The organism is Pantoea sp. XY16 (assembly GCF_025153065.1).
Taxonomy (GTDB): domain Bacteria; phylum Pseudomonadota; class Gammaproteobacteria; order Enterobacterales; family Enterobacteriaceae; genus Pantoea; species Pantoea alfalfae.
Map to the genome: position 1 here is coordinate 197,045 of NZ_JANZNP010000005.1, position 16,938 is coordinate 213,982.

The 16,938-nt window shown below is 54.2% G+C and carries 19 protein-coding genes and 1 riboswitch; of the genes, 14 read left to right on the forward strand and 5 right to left on the reverse strand.

Translation table 11 applies throughout. The features are described 5' to 3' along the window. Positions 1–264 precede the first annotated feature (264 nt). Positions 265–510 (forward strand): ParD-like family protein, encoded by a 246-nt coding sequence (locus N1689_RS08685; RefSeq protein ID WP_161736699.1) that lies wholly within the window; start codon positions 265–267, stop codon positions 508–510. After that, positions 507–1,292 (forward strand): type I methionyl aminopeptidase, encoded by a 786-nt coding sequence (gene map, locus N1689_RS08690; protein ID WP_260058594.1) that lies wholly within the window; start codon positions 507–509, stop codon positions 1,290–1,292. Before N1689_RS08685 ends, map begins: the two co-directional genes overlap by 4 nt. Before the next feature lie 36 nt (positions 1,293–1,328). Here map and N1689_RS08695 read toward each other — a convergent pair whose 3' ends face one another. Then, positions 1,329–2,423: a sensor domain-containing diguanylate cyclase gene (locus N1689_RS08695; RefSeq protein ID WP_260058596.1), complete on the reverse strand. Its 1,095-nt coding sequence runs from the start codon at positions 2,421–2,423 to the stop codon at positions 1,329–1,331. A 177-nt stretch (positions 2,424–2,600) separates the two neighbouring features. Then, the gene (locus N1689_RS08700) at positions 2,601–2,909 is read right to left on the reverse strand and encodes a hypothetical protein (RefSeq protein ID WP_161736702.1); all 309 of its coding nucleotides are present in this window, start codon (positions 2,907–2,909) and stop codon (positions 2,601–2,603) included. Between the two features lie 220 nt (positions 2,910–3,129). On the opposite strand from N1689_RS08700, the gene N1689_RS08705 reads away from it, so the two are divergent. The 3 genes from N1689_RS08705 to N1689_RS08715 all read left to right on the forward strand — a co-directional run bounded on the left by N1689_RS08705 (position 3,130) and on the right by N1689_RS08715 (position 4,379). Then, on the forward strand, positions 3,130–3,354 hold the full coding sequence (locus tag N1689_RS08705) for a hypothetical protein (RefSeq protein WP_161736703.1): 225 nt from the start codon (positions 3,130–3,132) through the stop codon (positions 3,352–3,354). A 2-nt stretch (positions 3,355–3,356) separates the two neighbouring features. Beyond that, positions 3,357–3,599, forward strand: coding sequence for a hypothetical protein (locus N1689_RS08710; RefSeq protein WP_161736704.1), 243 nt, complete (start codon positions 3,357–3,359; stop codon positions 3,597–3,599). 93 nt (positions 3,600–3,692) lie between these two features. Next, positions 3,693–4,379 (forward strand): hypothetical protein, encoded by a 687-nt coding sequence (locus tag N1689_RS08715; protein ID WP_161736705.1) that lies wholly within the window; start codon positions 3,693–3,695, stop codon positions 4,377–4,379. A gap of 215 nt (positions 4,380–4,594) precedes the next feature. Here N1689_RS08715 and N1689_RS08720 read toward each other — a convergent pair whose 3' ends face one another. Continuing rightward, entirely contained in the window at positions 4,595–5,644 is a 1,050-nt protein-coding gene (locus N1689_RS08720; RefSeq protein ID WP_260058598.1) for an NAD(P)-dependent alcohol dehydrogenase, read from the reverse strand. A gap of 110 nt (positions 5,645–5,754) precedes the next feature. Between N1689_RS08720 and N1689_RS08725 the strand changes: the two genes are divergently transcribed. Beyond that, positions 5,755–6,147 carry a helix-turn-helix domain-containing protein gene (locus tag N1689_RS08725; RefSeq protein WP_150037431.1) on the forward strand — a complete coding sequence of 131 codons (393 nt, stop codon included), beginning with the start codon at positions 5,755–5,757 and terminating at the stop codon, positions 6,145–6,147. Positions 6,148–6,177: 30 nt separating this feature from the next. Here N1689_RS08725 and N1689_RS08730 read toward each other — a convergent pair whose 3' ends face one another. After that, positions 6,178–6,999 (reverse strand): Cof-type HAD-IIB family hydrolase, encoded by an 822-nt coding sequence (locus N1689_RS08730; protein ID WP_222925796.1) that lies wholly within the window; start codon positions 6,997–6,999, stop codon positions 6,178–6,180. A gap of 254 nt (positions 7,000–7,253) precedes the next feature. On the opposite strand from N1689_RS08730, the gene N1689_RS08735 reads away from it, so the two are divergent. Continuing rightward, complete coding sequence (locus tag N1689_RS08735; protein WP_260058600.1) at positions 7,254–8,516, forward strand: DUF1479 domain-containing protein; 1,263 nt, start codon at positions 7,254–7,256, stop codon at positions 8,514–8,516. A 76-nt stretch (positions 8,517–8,592) separates the two neighbouring features. After that, complete coding sequence (locus N1689_RS08740) at positions 8,593–9,342, forward strand: DNA-binding transcriptional regulator YciT (protein ID WP_161736708.1); 750 nt, start codon at positions 8,593–8,595, stop codon at positions 9,340–9,342. On the opposite strand, the gene N1689_RS08745 is transcribed toward N1689_RS08740, so the two are convergent. After that, a complete protein-coding gene (locus N1689_RS08745; RefSeq protein WP_222925769.1) occupies positions 9,339–10,355 on the reverse strand; it encodes a LacI family DNA-binding transcriptional regulator in 1,017 nt (338 codons plus the stop codon). The genes N1689_RS08740 and N1689_RS08745 overlap by 4 nt on opposite strands. A gap of 258 nt (positions 10,356–10,613) precedes the next feature. Between N1689_RS08745 and ascF the strand changes: the two genes are divergently transcribed. The 6 genes from ascF (at position 10,614) to N1689_RS08775 (ending at position 16,929) form a co-directional block, all read left to right on the forward strand. Continuing rightward, positions 10,614–12,080: a PTS cellobiose/arbutin/salicin transporter subunit IIBC gene (ascF, locus tag N1689_RS08750; protein ID WP_161736710.1), complete on the forward strand. Its 1,467-nt coding sequence runs from the start codon at positions 10,614–10,616 to the stop codon at positions 12,078–12,080. Between the two features lie 36 nt (positions 12,081–12,116). Then, entirely contained in the window at positions 12,117–13,547 is a 1,431-nt protein-coding gene (locus N1689_RS08755; RefSeq protein WP_222925768.1) for a 6-phospho-beta-glucosidase, read from the forward strand. A 61-nt stretch (positions 13,548–13,608) separates the two neighbouring features. Continuing rightward, positions 13,609–13,711, forward strand: a riboswitch (TPP riboswitch). A gap of 68 nt (positions 13,712–13,779) precedes the next feature. Next, a complete protein-coding gene (locus tag N1689_RS08760) occupies positions 13,780–14,481 on the forward strand; it encodes a TenA family protein (protein WP_161736055.1) in 702 nt (233 codons plus the stop codon). Beyond that, positions 14,478–15,218, forward strand: coding sequence for an ABC transporter ATP-binding protein (locus tag N1689_RS08765; RefSeq protein WP_161736054.1), 741 nt, complete (start codon positions 14,478–14,480; stop codon positions 15,216–15,218). Before N1689_RS08760 ends, N1689_RS08765 begins: the two co-directional genes overlap by 4 nt. Next, positions 15,215–15,970, forward strand: a complete 756-nt coding sequence (locus N1689_RS08770; protein WP_161736053.1) for an ABC transporter permease — start codon at positions 15,215–15,217, stop codon at positions 15,968–15,970. The genes N1689_RS08765 and N1689_RS08770 overlap by 4 nt, the downstream gene beginning before the upstream one ends. 23 nt (positions 15,971–15,993) lie before the next feature. Continuing rightward, the gene (locus N1689_RS08775) at positions 15,994–16,929 is read left to right on the forward strand and encodes an ABC transporter substrate-binding protein (protein WP_260058602.1); all 936 of its coding nucleotides are present in this window, start codon (positions 15,994–15,996) and stop codon (positions 16,927–16,929) included. The last annotated feature ends 9 nt before the right edge of the window (positions 16,930–16,938 follow it).

Sequence of the window (16,938 nt, forward strand, 5' to 3'; positions counted from 1 at the left end):
CGCCTGATAAAAATCCTGATTTCATCTAATCAGTCATCTGCGAACCTTCAAGAAAAGACACAGTTTGTCGAGCGCCTGCACTGCGGTTACCCGATCAAACGCATCTCTGTATAAACAGTAAATTTTTCTATCCTAAAATCAAATAAGCGGTCGTAGTTAAAAACGTTGTACCACATTTCCTGCGAGCGAGAATCTTCCCCTCTTTTCAAACCACTGCGTTAGCGTTACTATATACGAAACATATACGTTTCATATAAGGCTCATATGGGTATCGTAAAGATCTCCGACCTGATGCATGAAAATTTGCGCATCGCCAGTCAGGCGATGAGCCGTTCGATCAATGCACAGGCAGAACACTGGCTCAAACTCGGTATGCTGGCTGAACTCTATCCTCAGCAGACCCAACACCAGCTGGCACAGATGCTGGTCCGGCTTGAACTGGACGGCGGCGCTGATATCCGCACTATGCTCCAAAAAGAGCGCCTCACCACACAAGGAGACGTGTTATGAACACCGTTAAAATTCATACCGCCGCAGAGATTGAGATGGCGCGGGCAGCCGGACAGGCTGCCGCTCAGGTACTGGCGATGATTACACCGCACGTTCGACCCGGCATTACCACCGAAGAGCTGGATGATATCTGTCACGACTTCATTGTGAATGAACTGAAGGTGACACCCGCGAACATCGGCTACCACGGCTATACCCGCACGACCTGCACGTCGGTCAATCACGTGGTGTGCCACGGTATACCAGCCAGCAAAAAGCTTAAGGATGGCGATATCGTTAATATCGATGTGGCGGTTATTAAAGATGGCTGGTATGGCGATACCAGCCGGATGTATTTTGTCGGCACGCCGTCAGTACGTGCAAAACGTCTGGTAGAGATTACCTATCAATCGATGGTTGCGGGGATCAAAACGGTCCGTCCAGGCGCGACACTGGGTGATGTAGGTGCGGCAATCCAGCGTGTTGCAGAAGCTGCTGGTTTCTCTGTAGTGCGAGAATATTGCGGTCACGGCGTGGGTGAGATTTATCACACTGATCCACAGGTGCTGCATTACGGCACGCCAGGCGAAGGGCTGCCACTGAAGGCAGGAATGATCTTTACCATTGAACCGATGATTAATGCCGGTAAAGCCGGAACCAGCGTGCTGTCAGATGGCTGGACGGTCGTTACCAGGGATCGCTCGCTCTCGGCGCAGTGGGAACATACCATCGCCGTCACTGAAGAGGGTTTCGATCTGCTGACGCCGTGGCCTGAAGGCACTGGCGACTACCCGACAATTTGATCACTCAGCCTGAGGACGCGTCCCAGGCTGACTTCTTCATTTGCTCCTGACTGCACTGAGTATGTTCAGCGAGTCTGAATGCCATATCTTCACATTGTTGCGGCCGGCGCGCTTAACCTGATAAAGCACCTCATCAGCACATCTCAGCCACTCATGAATCGATGCCGCATCATGTGCTGCTGCAATCCCAATACTCACCGAACACTGAAATGTGGATGACGCTGGCAGCCGCAACAGGGCAATCCCCTGCCTGATCTGCTCTGCCAGCAGCAGGATGCTGGTTTCATCCGCATCCCGTACGATCACACACAACTCATCACCGCCAAAGCGGGCGGGCACATCTTTCAGGCCGACGCTGTCACGCAGCAGTGCCGAAATCTCTGTCAGCAGAAAGTCACCCGCTTCATGCCCATAGGTATCATTAACCTGTTTGAAGTGGTCGACATCCAGCAGCATTAACCAGGCTTTGCCCTCGCCTCGCTGCGTGCGCAAAAACTCACTTTCAAGCCGGCGCTCAAACAGCCGACGATTAGGGATTTTCAGGCCCGGATCCATTAGCGCAATGCGTTCCAGCTCGCGGTTCTTCTGGCGCAGACTCAGCGTCAGATTATATGACACCACGCTGAGTGCCAGCAGATACAGGCTGGCCAGCGGCAGTGTCAGCCAGACGGTTCGGGTACTGAACGTCAGCACCAGCGGAGCCTTTTCCGCTGACCAGACCAGCACAAAGGCAAACAGAAAGGCCTGCAGCGCAGATTTCAGTTGAACCCAGCCGCCTGCCGAGTAACGATCGGAGATCAGCACCGCCATGATAATAATTGAGGGCAATGGACTCAGGGCCATCGCAGCAACCCAGACGCCGCCAAAAGCGGCATCCAGTGTCAGATTCTTACGCTCAAAGCCGGTAGAGTCGCGTGATCGTAACGCCATTATGTAAGCGATATACGGCCAGATAAAGGCATTGGTACACAGAAGAGCACAAAGTGCCGTGCTTTTTCCCATCTCCATCAGAACAGACAGAATAGGCAAAAAACAGAGAACGGTGCCGAGTTGGCGCATCATGAACATACGACGCACAAATCGCATCGAGCGGTGCTTCAGTTGAACATCATCAGGAGTGTAATAATTCATAGGTGAACTGAAGCAGCGACAGGTAAGGCATTTTATCGGCATTAAGTAAAATAAGATAAACCTTTTTACAGAATGTTCTTATTGCCTGTCTGTTAAATTACCAGATCGTAATCATATTTCTTTGGAGCGAAGTTGTGGCGAAAAAATGCCGCGCGACTTGTTGCGCGCGGTAGCAGACTATCTGCGGCCTTTGACAATCGAGGCAGACCAGCTGAAATCACTGACTTCACTGGCGGTGAGTGACTCAGGTTTCTTTTTGCGAACCGGTTTTTTCTTCTCCTTTTCTGCCTTTGCTCTCTCCTTTTCCAGCTTGCTGGTCATCACCATCTGCCGGGCTTCGCTGTTGAATTCTTTCTCTTTTTTACTATCCGGTTCTTTACCGGTTCGCTGACGGTACTTTTCAGCCAGCCCTTTATAGGTTTGTTCGACGGCCAGACGTTCATCAGCATTGAACTGATCAATGGAAATCATCTTCTTATCGCTCATAGCGGCGTGTCCTGTGGCAAATTGTCCGCTCAAGTGTACCGCATCCAGGCCCCATTAACGCAGCAAATGGCAGGCTCATATTCCCTCACGTCCCTGCTATCAGGTAATTTCTCTGAAAGGCGCGCCTTAGCCCTGTTAAAAATAAGGTTATCTCTTAATATAAAACTAATGTTCATCAGGTTTACTGGTAGTGACCACGTACTGCCGAGGAGCTGAAGGAATGATTAAAGAGACCGATCGTCTGTCACAGGCGTTATTACGGCGGCATGGGATTGGCGTTAAGCAGAAACGTATACACTTTCGTGGCAGGGATTTATTGTTTCAACTGCATAATGCCCGCTATGAAGTTTTCAATGGCGATCGCTGTATCGCGACCGTTGAAACGAATAATATCAATGACGCGATTAAGCAGTTTAAAGCGCTGGACAACCCTGCGGAGAAATAAGCATGCCAGCTTACCGTCTGTTCCAGAAAAACCAGACAGTCAGGGCCGTGAATCATGTCAGCCAGGATCAGCAGGACCGGTTAGTAGCGGAAGGCTATAAAGAAGTATGGGACGTGGTCAATGCTGATAACGCTGATGCGGCGCTTTTGCGCTATCAGCAGTTGCGTCACGATGAGGGTAACGCTGCGCAGAACTTTGCAACGGATTCGCTGTTCAGCTCTCTTCTGGGTCTGATATCCCGCTGAGTCAGCATGGGGCTGCAGGTTTACGGGCGAAGTTACTGTTAATTCATGCTGTGCTGATTAGAATAGAGAAAATTTCCCGTACACAGGTTTCTGATGAAAATCACTATTCACAAAGAAGATGAGCTGTTTATGCACAACTTCTTTGCTGCACCCTGCGATACCTTTGATACAGACTCACTTGAGGCACAACACATTCAGCAATCGCTTCAGCTGGCCATCCAGCAGAAGAATGCAGAGGCAGACAGCGACTGGAAGCGCAGCCTGACTTTTCTGCTGTTGTTTCTCTTTTTATATGCTGCGCTGGGTGCCTCGCTGACGCTGGATCTTAGCACCAGAAGCGCTGCGCATAAGAGTATCGAATATGCGCTGGAAGCCATTCCGGTGCTCATCGCCTTCTCGGGCTTCTTCATCTCCATTCTTTATCTCTTCCTCACTCGCGCCAGCGCGCGGAAGCAGCGTAACTGGGAAAAAAGTATTCTGGTGCTGGAGAAGTACGCCATCGGTAATCTGTTTAAAGCAACGCATACTCAGGGTGGCGGCACCAGCAATTACTCTGTGTCCAGTCTTTCAATTTCGCTCGCACTGTTTATCTGTGTGACCTGGCTGGTGATTTATAACTATCTGACGTTTACCACCAGCGGCGTTTTTGGCAGTGTGATTTCGCTTTTCATCAGCACGATGGTTTATGTGATTCTGGATATCCAGCTGCTCAAGCCGTTTATTCATGTAGTTGAGCAGGATGAACCCGAAAAGAGTAACGCGGATAAAAAGCAGGATTAGCTGACAGCGTCAGGTAGCAATGCAGATACCCGGTCATCGAGCCGGGTATTTTTTTGCCCGGCTTTTGCTGTCAGATTAACTGAGTATCGGGGCTGATGCAGGCACGCTGTTAAGCTTACAATTAAAAGTATGTTGTAACTATAAACCTTACTTTTTTCGTGTTCACCTCTGCCGACGGAGGGAAAAAGACCCGCCTTTACGGCGGGCCAGGCGAATCACCAGCGGGTTTTCTGCATATCGATAACGAAACGATATTTCACATCGCTGGTCAGCATGCGTTCAAAAGCAGACTCCACCTCTTCACCGGTGATCATCTCTACGTCAGCCGTGATGTTGTGTATGCCACAGAAGTCGAGCATCTGCTGTGTCTCCTGAATGCTGCCGATCGAGGTTCCCGTAATACTCAGTCGGCGGAACACCATTGGCGTGACATTGGGTGACGGATGCGGTTGATCGGGTATCCCCACCAGCACCAGCTGACCGTTGGTCTTCAGCGTACTGAGATAAGGATCGAGGTCATGAGGGGCAGCAACACAGTCGAGGATAATATCCAGCGACGCCTGACATCCTGCCATCTGGGCTGCGTCTCGCGAGATCACGACGTTACTGGCACCCAGCCGACGCGCATCTGCCCCTTTCGCCGGAGAGGTCGTAAACAGGGTCACTTCTGCACCCAGCGCGCTGGCCAGCTTAACCGCCATATGGCCCAGTCCGCCCAGACCGACCACCCCTACACGATCGCCTGCTTTAACATTGAAGTGCTGTAAGGGTGACCAGACGGTCACGCCAGCGCACAGCAGTGGAGCCACCGCGTTCAGCGCCAGATTATCCGGCACTGCGACCACAAAATGCTGGTCGGCGATAACGTGCTGCGCATAGCCGCCAAACGTCGTGTTGCCGGTATATTTATCGGTGCCGTTGTAGGTCGGCGTGAAACCCGCCTCGCAGTACTGCTCTTCGTGCTGCTGGCAAAAGTGACACGTCCGGCAGGAATCGACCATCACGCCAACGCCAACCGTCTCTCCAACAGAGAATTTAGTGACGTTGTCACCTATTGCTATCACGCGACCCACAATCTCGTGACCGGGCACCAGCGGATAACGGCTGACGCCCCATTCATTGCGCGCCATATGCAGGTCAGAGTGGCAGACGCCGCAGTAGAGAATCTCAATTTTTACATCATCAGCCTGCAGATCGCGTAACTCAACCTCACCTGTCCGGAGCGGTTGATCTGCCTGAGTAGCGACCAGCGCGTTAATTTTCATCTGTTGCCTCTTCTTACCTGATGGTCGTAAAGAAAGCGGCACACTATAGACACACGGAACCGCTTTTGATAGTAGTTACCTTTTGGTTACCATGAAATGGGATGGCGATTATGCCGGTCTGGGTTGACGGGAAACTCTGTTTTTATGCGGACTCACCGCCGCGCCGCCTGCTGGAACTGTTTTCGGTGAAGTGGAGCACAATGGTGCTGCATGCGCTTTTTCACTGGCCGGACAATCGGGCGCGCACGGGCGAACTGGAGCGTAGTCTGCAGGGCATCTCGAAGAAGATGCTGATTCAGACGCTGCGTGAACTGGAACAACGCGGCCTCGTGTCACGCCATGTCTGGCAGGTGGTGCCGCCAAAGGTGGAATACAGCCTCACCGCGCTGGGCCATACCTTCGCACAGCCGATTGAGCAGATGTATCAGTGGGGACTGGAGAATCAGGCTGCGCTGGATGAAATGGAAAATCATGCGCGCAGCCATCAGGAGAGTGGCGGATAACACGCCGTCCGTTATGCAGGTTACCGCCTCTTAGTCGAACGGGAATTCACGCGCCAGCACGCGCGCAATCACATTCAGCGCGCCTTCATCATTGTTGCTCTGCGTCTGGTAGCGTGCCACGGCGGCGACAGCGTCGGCCGCATTCGCCATTGAGAAACTGAAGCAGGCCTGGCGCAGCATCTCGATATCATTCGCGCTGTCACCAATCGCCAGCACTTCACAATCACTGATGCCCCATTTTTCCTGTAACAGCGCGATGCCGTGGGCTTTATGGCAACCGGGAATGATGAGGTCAATAAAACCAAAGCCGCTGGAAACCGGATGCATGATATTTTCCAGCTCGCCCAGACGGGCATGCAGGCGTTGCAGCAGTGCCTCTACCCCTTCATGTTCCAGCTTAAGCGAAAACTTGAAGATGGTGTCGTCAATGGCATAGAGGTCATCCCGCTTTTCCAGACGATGATAGTGGTTTGCCAGCTGGTCCATCACCTCGTCAGAGGCAGAAGAATGCATATAGGCACCCTTCCGTCCACACACCACCACCGCGATGTCCGGTTCATGTGCCAGAATATCGAGAATCTTGTGCACCTTCTCCTGCGCTAACTCACCACAGAAAATCTCTTCATTGCAGTCAGAGACCCAGGCGCCATTTTCTGCCACGAAAGCGATCTCATCTTTGATGTCGGGAAAATAGCGCTGCAGCTGGTAATACTGATTACCACTGGCCACCACAAAACGGATGCCCTTCTGCTTCAGCAGCGCATACTGACGTGAAAACCGCTGAACGTTGTACTGCTTATTATCGTCCAGAAAGGTGCCATCCATATCCACCGCAATCATCTTAACCGCCATCTCGCCTGCCCCTTTACGTTCGCCGTTCTGTCCTGTCGGCTGATTGATTTGATTCATAAAGCTTACTCGCTGTGTGGATTAATGAGAATGCAAATAGTGACTTTGCTAACGGCTTTCAGAGCGTTCCGGTTAAGAAGTTGTGTTACAACGCACGTTTTTTATCGTTAAAAGGATGTTAACCTCGACCGTAAATTACGAATGAAGGTTATTTTAATTACATTCGTAACTCAACCCCAAATTGTGAGGAGTGTGAAATGCGTAATGAATCCCGAGCAACACCTTTGCCTGATGACGTTAAGCGCGCTATCCGCGAAATAAAACAGCAGTTACGCCAGCAAATCGGTGACGTGGACGCCCTTTTCCAGCAGGTGTGCGATAACATCACTGCTGCAATTGCTGAAGCAAAAGCGGACGAGACGCGAACCGGCACTGCCTGGCCGATCGTGCCGATGCAGGACATTACAGAAGGAAAGGTTTCGGATGAAACCCGTTCACTGATTAAATGTCGCGGCTGTGTCGTGATCAGGCAGCACTTCGATCGTGACCAGGCGCTGGCGTGGGATAAGTCGATGCTCGACTATCTGGATCACAACCGTTTTGATGAGCAGTACCGCGGTCCCGGTGATGACTTTTTCGGCACGCTCGCTGCCTCACGTCCCGAAATCTATCCGATTTACTGGTCACAGGCGCAGATGGAAGCGCGGCAGAGTGCGGCAATGGCTGATGCGCAATCTTTTCTGAACCGGTTATGGACAGTTAACTCTCAGGGCAAACAGTGGTTTGATCCCAATGTCAGCGTCATCTATCCCGATCGCATCCGTCGCCGTTTGCCGGGCACCACGTCGAAAGGATTAGGTGCCCATACCGACTCCGGTGCGCTGGAACGCTGGTTACTGCCGGCTTATCAGCAGGTTTTCAGCAAGCTGTTTCACGGTGATTTTGCCGCTTACGATCCCTGGGATGCGGCACATCGTACCGACGTTGATGAGTATGATCTGCCTGGCACGACTAAGTGTTCTGTGTTCCGCACGTTTCAGGGCTGGACCGCACTCTCCGATATGATCCCCGGTCAGGGTCTGCTGCATGTGGTGCCGGTGCCCCAGGCGATGGCGTATATTCTGCTGCGACCGCTGCTTTCCGATGTACCTGAAGATGAACTCTGTGGCGTCGCGCCGGGTCGGGTATTACCTGTCAATGCGCAGTGGCATCCGCACCTGATCGCCGGACTCTGTTCAATCCCGGCTCTGGAGGCGGGCGATTCAGTATGGTGGCACTGTGATGTGATCCATTCTGTTGCACCGGTGGAGGATCAGCAGGGCTGGGGCAATGTGATGTATATCCCCGCTGCGCCGATGTGCGATAAAAACCGCGCCTATGCCCGGCGGGTTGCGCAGGCACTGGAACAGGGACGTTCGCCGGATGATTTTCCGCCGGAAGATTATGAAGCCGGGTGGAAGCAACGTTTTAAGCCGGAAGATCTGAATAGTAACGGACGTTGTTCACTGGATTTAGACTGACCCTGACCCCGCGTTGTGCACCGGCGCGGGAGATTCCCTGATACACTGCTCCTTTTATTCCTGACGAAACCCAATTATGAATCCGCGACATCACCAGATTATTCAAATGGTTAACAGCCGGGGCAGCGTAACGGTTAGTGAACTGGCGCAGCTGACCGGTGTTTCTGAAGTGACGGTGCGCCAGGATCTCACGCTGCTGGAACGCGACCGGCTGCTGCGCCGGGTGCATGGCTCCGCGCTGGCGCTGGACAGTGACAATGTCGGCACCCGCATGAATACCCGCTATGCCACTAAGCAGGCGCTGGCGCAACACGCCGCCAGCCTGGTGCAGCCGGGTGAATCGGTGTTCATCGAAGGGGGCAGTACCAATGCGCTGCTGGCACGTGCGCTGGCTGACCGTGCCGATCTCACACTGATTACCGTCAGCCACTATATCGCCCAGCTTCTGCGGGACGCCACCTGTGAAGTGATTGTGCTGGGTGGATTGCTGCAGAAAAGCAGTGAGTCGGTGGTAGGCCCGCTGACGCGTTACTCTATTCAGCAGGTCCATTTTCACAGAGCGTTTGTGGGTGTGGATGGCTGGCACCCGGAGACCGGTTTCACCGGCCGCAATATGCTGCGCTGTGATGTGGTGGATGCCGTGCTGGCGAAAGGTGCTGAAAGCTATGCCCTGACCGATTCCTCTAAATTCGGGCAGATTCGCCCTTATCCGCTCTCATCCGGTTACCAGGTCGGCCATGTGATTACCGATGAGACGCTGGATGCCGGAACCATCGCACACCTCAGGGAACAGGCCATTGAGGTGATACAAATCGCGTCAAATTAAGCGGACCAGGGGCCTTTAGTAACGGAATCGCGCAGCATCAGGCTGGCCGTAAAAGGCGCCTGACTGTGCCAGTCACCGCCATCCAGCATGGTCAGCAGGCGGTTAATCGTTTCATCGATCATCTCCGTCACCGGCAGCTTCATACTGGATAAAGACGGCGTGATATAAGGTGCCAGCGGAATATCATCGAAGCCTATCACCGATACCCGATCGGGCACCGCGATGCCACATTCGGTCAACCGCTTGATGGCACCAATCGCCATCTCATCATTACTCGCCACCAGCGCAGTAAAGGGGACGTTGCGGTCCAGCAGACAGTCCATTGCCGCCATGCCGCTTTGCGCCGTCCATTTCCCAGCCACAATACGGCGGTCGTCGGCTTCAATACCTTTAGCAGCCAGCGCAGCGCGATAGCCGGAAAGACGCTCGACGCCGGTCGGGGAATCCAGCGAACCGGTGATAAACGCGATATCGCGATGTCCCTGACTCAGCAGATGGCTCACCGCTTTCGCGCTGCTGGTATGCTGATCGCTGTAAATGCAGTAGCTCTGGTTGACGCGTAGCCGCCGGTTAATGACCAGTATCGGCTGTTTATGGCGGGAGATAATCGCATCCAGCGCGTCGATACTCAGAAAGCGCGGGTAGATAATGATGCCGTCACAGCGCAGGTCGAGCAAAAACTGAATCGCCGCTTCTTCCTGCTCAGCGGTGTGTTTACCATCTGCCAGAATCAGCTGGCGGCCCTGCTGCTCCATGATGCGTGCGGAGTGCGCCATCAACTCAGTGAAATAGCTGCCGCTATAGAGCGTATTGGTGATCACCAGTCCGATGGTCTGAGACGTTTTAGTCGCCAGGTTGCGGGCCAGCAGATTGGGACGGTAGCCGGTTTCGGCAATCGCTTTTAACACCCTTTCACGCTTCTCCTGCCCGACATAGCCATTGCCAGAAAGCACACGTGACACTGTCGCTTTTGAGACGCCTGCTCTCTCTGCCACTTCCTGAATCGTTGCCATGGTGAATTTCCCTCGCTGCGTCGCTCTGCAGTCTACCCAAGCCTCTCAATATTGGAAATATTTACCCTGTCCGCTGGCGCAAATACCTGATTCGCTGGGAGTGATGAAGTTCACAAAAAAGAAATCTGGCTGATTTATCCCCTTGTCGGCTCAAAGAAAGCACTTCATGATTTTGTGAAATCGGTTTCCTATTTACCTGATAGCAGCCGCTAAAAACATAAAAATGCTAACCGATTTACCCTACAGAGAAGAACGATCATGCCCATGAACTATGCCGAGGTGTCACGCGCCATTGTCGATGCGCTAGGCGGCCTCACCAATATCGAAGCTGTCACTCACTGCATGACGCGTCTGCGGTTTGTGGTGAAAGATGAAACTCGGGTCGACTATCCCCGCCTCAAAGCGATTAAAGGTGTCATGGGTGTGGTGCACAACGACACGCAGTGCCAGGTGATCATTGGCAATAACGTCTCTCAGGCTTACCAGGCGGTACTGGCACTGGGATCGCCCGGTGCGGTAGCCCCTGAACCGGTGAAGCGCAAAATCACCCTGCGAAGCATCGGCGCGGGCATTCTGGATGCGCTGGTGGGCACCATGTCACCACTCATCCCGGCGATTATTGGCGGGTCGATGGTTAAGCTGCTGGCGATGATTCTGGATATGGCTGGCGTGTTTGAGAAAGGTTCGTCAACGCTGGTGATCCTCAACGTGATTGGCGACGGCGCATTCTTCTTTCTGCCTGTCATGGTGGCAGCCTCTGCGGCGCTGAAATTCAAAACCAATATGTCGCTGGCGATCGCGATTGCTGGCGTACTGGTGCATCCCAATTTTGTTGAGCTGATGGCAAAAGCGGCGCAGGGCCAGCACGTTGAATTCGCTTTCATTCCGGTGACGGCGGTGAAATATACCTACACGGTGATCCCGGCACTGGTGATGACCTGGATTCTGTCGCACATCGAGCGCGGCGTGGACCGTATTACCCCGGCCGTTACCAAAAACTTTCTGAAACCGATGTTGATTGTGCTGATTGCTGCCCCTATCGCGATTGTGCTGATTGGCCCGATTGGCATCTGGATCGGCAGCGGCATCTCTGCGCTGGTTTACACCGTGCATGGCTATCTTGGCTGGCTTTCCGTCGCGATTATGGGTGCCATCTGGCCGCTGCTGGTGATGACCGGGATGCATCGTGTGTTCACACCGACCATTATCCAGACCATTGCTGAAACCGGCAAAGAGGGCATGGTGATGCCGTCAGAAATTGGTGCCAATCTCTCGCTGGGCGGATCGTCGCTGGCAGTGGCGTTCCGCACCAAAAACCGCGAACTGCGTCAGACGGCACTGGCAGCAGCAGCGTCTGCCATCATTGCAGGCATTTCTGAACCGGCGCTGTATGGTGTGGCGGTTCGTCTGAAACGTCCGCTGATCGCCTGTCTGATCAGCGGTTTTATCTGCGGCGCGGTCGCGGGCATTGGCGGGCTGGCCAGCCACTCAATGGCCTCACCGGGTCTTTTCACCAGCGTTCAGTTTTTTGACCCCAGCAATCCCATCAGTATCGTCTGGGTCGGTGCGGTTATGGTGTTGTCGGTGGTGCTGTCGTTTGTGCTGACGCTGCTGTTAGGGTTTGAAGATATTCCTGAAGCGGAAACTGAAACGAAATCCGAATCCGCTACCGCCGCGCATCCCGCGCCGCTTACCGAACGCACCAACGCGATTAATAGCCACTAAAGGAAAGGGTCATTCTGACCCGGAAAAGAGGATTGCATGTCTGATTCAAGGTTCCCGCAAGGATTTTTATGGGGCGGCGCGTTAGCCGCCAATCAGAGTGAAGGCGGTTTTCGTGAGGGCGGAAAGGGCGCAACCACCGTCGATATGATCCCGCATGGCCCACACCGACTGGCGGTCAAACTGGGTCTGGAAAAGCGCTTTACGCTGCGGGATGATGAATTTTATCCCAGCCATGATGCCATTGATTTCTATCATCGCTATCCGGAAGATATTGCGCTGATGGCGGAAATGGGATTCAGCGTATTTCGCACGTCAATTGCCTGGAGCCGCCTCTATCCAAACGGTGATGAACTGACGCCCAATCCGGAGGGCATCGCTTTTTACCGTGCCGTCTTTGAGGAGTGCCGGAAATATAATATCGAACCGCTGGTTACGCTCTGTCATTTCGATGTGCCGATGCATCTGGTGACCGAATATGGCTCATGGCGCAATCGCAAAATGGTCGACTTCTTTGCCCGCTATGCCCGCAGCTGTTTCGAGGCGTTTGATGGCCTGGTGAAATACTGGCTAACCTTTAACGAGATCAATATCCTGCTGCACAGCCCGTTTTCCGGTGCGGGTCTGGTGTTCGAACCGGGTGAGAATAAGGAGCAGGTGAAGTATCAGGCGGCGCATCACGAACTGGTTGCCAGCGCGCTGGTTACGCGGATCGCGCATGAAGTGAATCCAGCGAATCAGATCGGCTGTATGCTGGCAGGCGGCAACTTTTATCCGTGGTCCAGTAAACCAGAGGATGTCTGGGCGGCGCTGGAGAAGGATCGTGAAAACCTGTTCTTCATTGATGTGCAGGCACGCGGTGCCTATCCGGCTTACGCCGCCCGCGTGTTCCGGGAAAAAGGCGTTACGCTTGAGATCGCTGATGGCGATGCCGATATCCTGAAAAATAGCGTCGACTTTGTCTCGTTCAGTTATTACGCCTCTCGCTGCGCCTCGGCGGAAATGAACGAACAGAACAGCAGCGCAGCCAATGTGGTGAAATCCCTGACCAATCCCCATGTGCCACGCAGTGAGTGGGGCTGGGGCATCGATCCACTGGGCTTACGCATTACTATGAATATGATGTATGACCGTTACCAGAAGCCACTTTTCCTGGTAGAGAATGGCCTGGGGGCGCGCGATGAAATCGACGCGAATGGCGAGATCAATGATGATTATCGTATCAGCTATCTGCGTGAACACATCCGCGCCATGGGCGATGCCATTGAAGATGGCGTGCCGGTGATGGGTTACACCAGCTGGGGCTGCATCGATCTGGTTGCCGCCTCAACCGGTGAAATGAGCAAGCGCTACGGTTTCGTCTACGTTGACCGCGACGACCTGGGTAACGGCACGCTGGCGCGCACGCGCAAAAAGTCTTTCTGGTGGTATAAGAAAGTGATTGCCAGCAACGGGGCCAATCTTGAGTGACATTGTTACTGAATAACGCGTACTGGTGTCGTTGTACTCCAGCAATAAATATCGTATAACGAATGTCTCCGAGGGGTGTCCTGTCATGGGCTGAGATGGCGCAAGCCGAACCCTTTGAACCTGATCTGGGTCATGCCAGCGAAGGGACGGGTCGGCAGATGTTCTGCCTCATCTCCTGCTTCATCCCCTGTTCCAGACCTTATGCCCGGATCTCCCTGTTACTGGAGATCCTATGTCACATCCGCTTTTCGAAACCGGTTTTTATGGTCGTCTGCGCCAGCAAGCGGGCACGCAATGGCACGATTATGTCAGGCACAATTTTGTGCAGCAGCTCGGTCAGGGTACGCTGCCACCCGCCGCTTTCCGCCACTATCTCACCCAGGATTATCTGTTCCTGCTGCACTTCGCCCGTGCGTGGGGCCTGTTGATCAGTAAGCTCTCTGAACCGGCTGCGTTACGCAGCGCGACGGCATCGCTGAACGCCATTATCAGCGAACTGCCGCTGCATCTGGCTTATTGCCAGCAATGGGGCATCAGCGAAGAGGCGGTGGCGAGCGAACCTGAGGCAATGGAAACAATCAATTATACCCGCTACGTGCTGGACGTGGGTCACACCGGAGATGCGCTGGCGCTGATGACGGCGCTGATGCCCTGCGTCGCCGGTTATGCGGAAATCGGCCTGAGGCTGCTGGACGATCCTGCGACCTGCTTTGAGGGGAATCCTTACGCGGCATGGATTGAGAATTACGGCGATGAGTCCTACCTGACGGGCGTCGGTTCCTCACTGTTGCTGTTTGAAACTTTGGCTCAGCAGCGCGCCGGTGAACAACGTATTAACTCACTGTCGGAGATTTTTACGACCGCAACCCGGCTGGAAGCGGCGTTCTGGCAGATGGGTCTTAATCATGCTGACGGTCTGCGGGGCAGCTCATGAAGCCGCTGAACGATGCCGTGCCGCCGGGTATTTCCGTTCGCCAGCTCTGCCTGACGCTGGATCAGCAGCCATTGTTCAGCGAGCTTAATCTGGAGATCGCGGGTGGTGCATTTACCGCTTTGCTGGGTGCCAGCGGCGTAGGTAAAAGCAGCCTGATGCGAGTGATTGCCGGTCTGACGCCGCCCACTTCGGGACAAATTAAGGGCAGCGATGGTCTGCCGCTGGCCGGGCGCATCGCCTGGATGGGGCAACAGGATTTGCTCTATCCCTGGCTGACGGTGGAACAGAACGTCTGCCTCGCCAGCCGCTTGAAAGGTGAGAAAGCCGATCGTGATCTGGTGCAGCATCTGCTGGCGCGGGTTGGCCTGAGCCACTGTGCCCGTGCGCGACCTGCGACACTTTCGGGCGGTATGCGTCAGCGGGTAGCGCTGGCGCGTACCCTCTATACCCGTCAGCCCATTGTACTGATGGATGAGCCCTTTTCGGCGCTGGATGCACTGACCCGGACACAGATTCAGACTCTGGCGGCAGAAGTGCTGGCCGGACATACCGTGCTGCTGATCACTCATGATGCCGCGGAAGCCTGTCGCCTCGGTCATCACCTGCTGGTAATGGGTTCAGCAGGCATTGAAACCTGCCCGCCACTCCAGGGCCAGCCACCACGGGCAGCAGACGATACCAGCGTGATCCAGAGTCAGGCCACCTTGCTGAAACAGCTAAGCAGGCTGGGCGGATGAGATTACGTTTCGCCGCGCTTCGCCGTGGAGTCATGCTCTCTGCCGGATTGATTACGCTGTGGTGGCTCGCCACACTCACTTCCGTTCCGGCCTTTCTGCTGCCCTCGCCCGCTGCGGTTGCTACCGCACTGTGGGACAACGCTGGCTATCTCGGCCATCACAGCCTGATCACCCTGACTGAAATCCTCATCGGTATGGCGCTCGGCGTGCTGCTGGGCGCGGTGCTGGCACTGGGCATGACCTTTTCGCCGTGGTTACAGCGCTGGATGATGCCGCTGGTGATCACCAGCCAGGCGATTCCGGTATTTGCCCTGGCACCGCTATTGGTGCTCTGGTTTGGCTTTGGCATGAGCGCCAAAGTCGTGATGGCGGTACTGGTGATCTTCTTTCCTGTTACCTCCGCTTTTTTTGATGGCCTGCGTCGCGTCACGCCTGGCTATCTCGATCTGGCTCGCACGATGGGCGCTTCACACATAGCACAACTGCGTCATGTCCGGCTGTTAGCCGCACTGCCCGCCCTGGGTTCGGGCTTACGGATGGCAGCGGCCGTCGCGCCGATCGGTGCCATCATTGGTGAATGGGTCGGATCGGCTGAAGGGCTGGGCTACGTGATGCTGAATGCCAACGCCCGGATGCAGAGCGACCTCTGTTTCGCTGCCCTGTTTATTCTGGTGCTGATGACGCTGACCCTCTGGCTTATCATCGACCTTCTGCTTCGCCGCCTGATTACCTGGATTCCCGAGCCACACTGACGACCCTACTGATGAGACAACCTATGACTAAAATGCCCCTGTTTGTCCTGCTGTTCAGCGCCTCCTTAGCCTCGCAGGTTCAGGCGATGGAAAAACTGACGCTGGTGCTCGACTGGTATATCAACCCCGACCATGCACCCATTATGGTGGCTCAGCAAACCGGTGCGTTTGCGGCAGAGGGTCTGGAGGTTAACATTGTGCCGCCTTCCGACCCTGCGCTGCCGCCGCGTCTGGTCGCCGCTAAGCAGGCGGACTTAGCGATAACGTATCAGACGCAGCTGCATTTTTTCGCCGACCAGGGCCTGCCGCTGATGCGTGTGGGCACGCTGATTAATACGCCACTGAATACGCTGATGACGCTGGACAAAACGGTGAAAAAACCAGCGGATTTGAAAGGAAAACGTATCGGTTATTCCGTCAGCGGCATTGAAGAAGCAACGCTGGCGACCATGCTGAGCCATGACGGCATTAAGGCCGATCAGGTAAAGCGGGTTAACGTCAATTTTCAGCTCACCAGCGCCCTGATGACCGGGCAGGTTGATGCGGTGATAGGCGGCTATCGCAATATCGAAGCTCTGGAGATGAAACTTGCTGGCAAAGATCCGGTGGTGTTAAACGTCGAGGATTACGGCGTGCCGGCCTATGATGAGCTGATTATCGTTGCTAACCGTGATGAGGCGCATGCAGAAAAAATTAAACAGTTTCTGCGGGCACTGAAAAAGGGGAATGCACAGTTGCAGGCTCACCCCGAAGAGAGCTGGCAGGCATTTGCACAGGCGCATCCTGAGCTGAATACACCGCTAAACCATCAGGCATGGCAGGCTACGCTGCCGCTGTTCGCCGCCGATCCGGCAAAACTGGATCGCGCACGCTATCAGACTTATGAGCAGTTTTTGTTTGATAATAAGCTGATTAAACACATCACTCCGGTTGAGCGTTACGCTATCGGCAGTGAGTGATAAGCGCGC